This is a genomic window from Halorubrum sp. AJ67 (assembly GCF_000513435.1).
The window spans coordinates 121780-124107 of record NZ_CBVY010000008.1; the positions used below are offsets into that span (position 1 = coordinate 121780).

2 protein-coding genes and 1 pseudogene are annotated in these 2328 nt (G+C 70.0%); 2 read left to right on the forward strand and 1 reads right to left on the reverse strand.

Annotated features, from left to right (window positions below):
* Nucleotides 1-278 precede the first annotated feature (278 nt).
* Nucleotides 279-1355, reverse strand: a complete 1077-nt coding sequence (locus tag BN903_RS08760; protein WP_048077379.1) for an NAD(P)/FAD-dependent oxidoreductase — start codon at nt 1353-1355, stop codon at nt 279-281.
* A gap of 156 nt (nt 1356-1511) precedes the next feature.
* Between BN903_RS08760 and BN903_RS08765 the strand changes: the two genes are divergently transcribed.
* Together BN903_RS08765 and BN903_RS08770 are read left to right on the forward strand one after the other, a co-directional pair.
* On the forward strand, nt 1512-1829 hold the full coding sequence (locus BN903_RS08765; RefSeq protein ID WP_048077380.1) for a hypothetical protein: 318 nt from the start codon (nt 1512-1514) through the stop codon (nt 1827-1829).
* Between the two features lie 90 nt (nt 1830-1919).
* Nucleotides 1920-2328: pseudogene (locus BN903_RS08770) on the forward strand (S9 family peptidase); the annotation flags it as partial.

The following is a 2328-nucleotide window of genomic DNA, read 5'->3' on the forward strand; positions in this document are numbered from 1 at the left end:
GCGATACGAGGCACAAACGAAAGTCCCGGCCGGCCAAAATTGTTTCGTTCGAAAATACGGCAGAGATGAACCTCGCTCTCTCACGTACGGCACCGCACAGCCTCACGCCTCCCCAGCCTCGTCGGCGGTCCTCCGCTTCGCTTCGGACCACCGACTCCCTCGCGCGGCGCTGCTTCGCGGCCGCCGAGGGCGGCCGCTCGCAGGCGCGCGCCGACCGCAGACTGTACGGAAAAGAGAGCGAAAATCTCCTCGAAAGCCGAACCGCTCGCGTTTCGCGCTCAGTCGTCGTCCGCCGCGGGTGCCTCGGTGTTCTCTGTGGTCGTGTCTCCGCGCGGACCGCCGGCGTGGCCCTCGTGGGCGACGGCAGTCGTCATGAGGTGCGGCGCGATGGCCGGCACCTCGTCCTCGCTGACGGGGCCGTTCGTCTCGATCTCCTCGGTCGAGCGCGGGAACTCGCGGAGGCTCTTGTGGATCGCGATGCCCGCTTTCGCGCCCTGTCCCATCGCGACCGGGACCTGATTGTGGCCCGGCGTCACGTCGCCGACGGCGAACACGCCGTCCTCGCTGGTGCGCCCGTGGTCGTCAACGTCGACCTCGCCGCCGTCGGTGAGGTCACAGCCGAGGCCCTCCGCGAGGGCGGTGTTGTAGTCGGAGCCGTACATCGGGAAGCCGCCGCGGTACTCGCGGCGGGTGCCGTCCTCGAATTCCATGGCCTCCAGCCAGCCGGAGTCGGGATCGTTCTCGATGCCCGTGACGTCCTCGTGAACGACATCTACCGGGTGTGCGCGGAGCTGTTCGTCGGTCTCCTCGCTCCACGTCGGCTCCGCGCCGCGAGTCAGGACGTCGACGTCGTCGGTCATGTTCAACATGATCATCGCGACGTGCGCGGCGGCCTCGCCGTGGCCCATCACGTACACCGGCTCGTCGACGAACATGTACGCGTCGCAGTGGAGACACCAGTGGAGCCCCTTCGCGTTCCGCGGGAGCGGCGGGTCCGGGCGCTCGTCGGAGAACCCGGTCGCGAGGACGACGCGGTCCGCGAGAATCTCGGTATCGTTCGTCGAGAGGCGGAAGCGGTCGTCGTCGGTGCGCTCGACGTCGGTGACGAACCCGCGCTCGAAGGTGCCGCCGTACGACTGTACCTGATCGCGACCGGTCTGGAGGAGTTCGTTGCCGGAGGTCTCCTCGGTGATACCGATCACGTTGTGCGTGTCGGCCATCATCGCCGCGCGGCCGCCGCCGCGGTCGATCAGCACCGTCTCGTGGCCCAGTCGCGCGCCGTACAGCGCGGTCGTCAACCCCGCCGGTCCGCCGCCGACCACCGCGACCTCGTACGCGTCGTCTGTCGAACTCATTACCGATCGTACGCGTCGCGGCGGTTTAAATGGCCCCGTGCTGTGCGCGGTCGGCGACCAGCCACGTCGAGTCGTAGCGAGAGCGATGCCGGCTCGTCCACGCAACCCGACCGTGTGCCCGGAGATTTATGCCTGCGTACCGCGTTCGCTGGGGCAGTGCCCTCTCGTCTCGCTCTCGCCGTCTGCCTCCTGTTCGTCGGGGCCGCCGCGGACGTGGCGACGACGTACGTCGCCCTCACCGGCAGCGAGTACGTCGAGGGGTCGCCGATCGGCCGCCTGTTCATCTCCCGGTTCGGCCTCCTCCGCGGGATGCTCCTCACGAAGGTCGCCGGAATGGCCGTCATCGGGATTCCGGTGGCGGTCGCGGGCGGCACGCGTCGGTTCGTCGCGACGCTGATGTGCGCGGGCGTCGGCGTCCTCTCGCTTCTCGTCGCCGCGCGGAACCTCCTGTTCGTCGCCGGCGTGTGGCCCTGACGCCCGACGCCACCGGCTCGAAGCTGATCGACCCGCGGCGGCGGCCGCCGCGACCCCAGCGGTTTTGCGTCGCCGGCGACAGGCGATCGTATGTCACGCCAGTCCGCTCCGGTCCCGTCTCCGCCGGAGACCGAACGCGAGGTCGTCACGGAGACGCTCCACGGGGTCGAGATCGACGACCCGTACCGGTGGCTCGAAGGCGACGACGAGGCGGTCCACCGGTGGACCGACGCGCAGAACGACCACGCCGACGCCGCGCTCGACGACGACCTCCGGGAGGGACTCCGCCCGCGGTTCGACGACCTCGTCGAGGTGGCCGACTACGGGCCGATCACCGTCCACGAGGACCGCTACTTCGCGACGGTCCGCGAGCCGGCGGGCGGACCACACCCGTCTCGTCGTCCGCGACGCGCCGGACGGCGAGGACCGCGTCCTCGTCGATCCGAACGCGTGGGCGGCGAACCGCGACGACGACCGGCCGCCCCGGTCGATGGCGTGG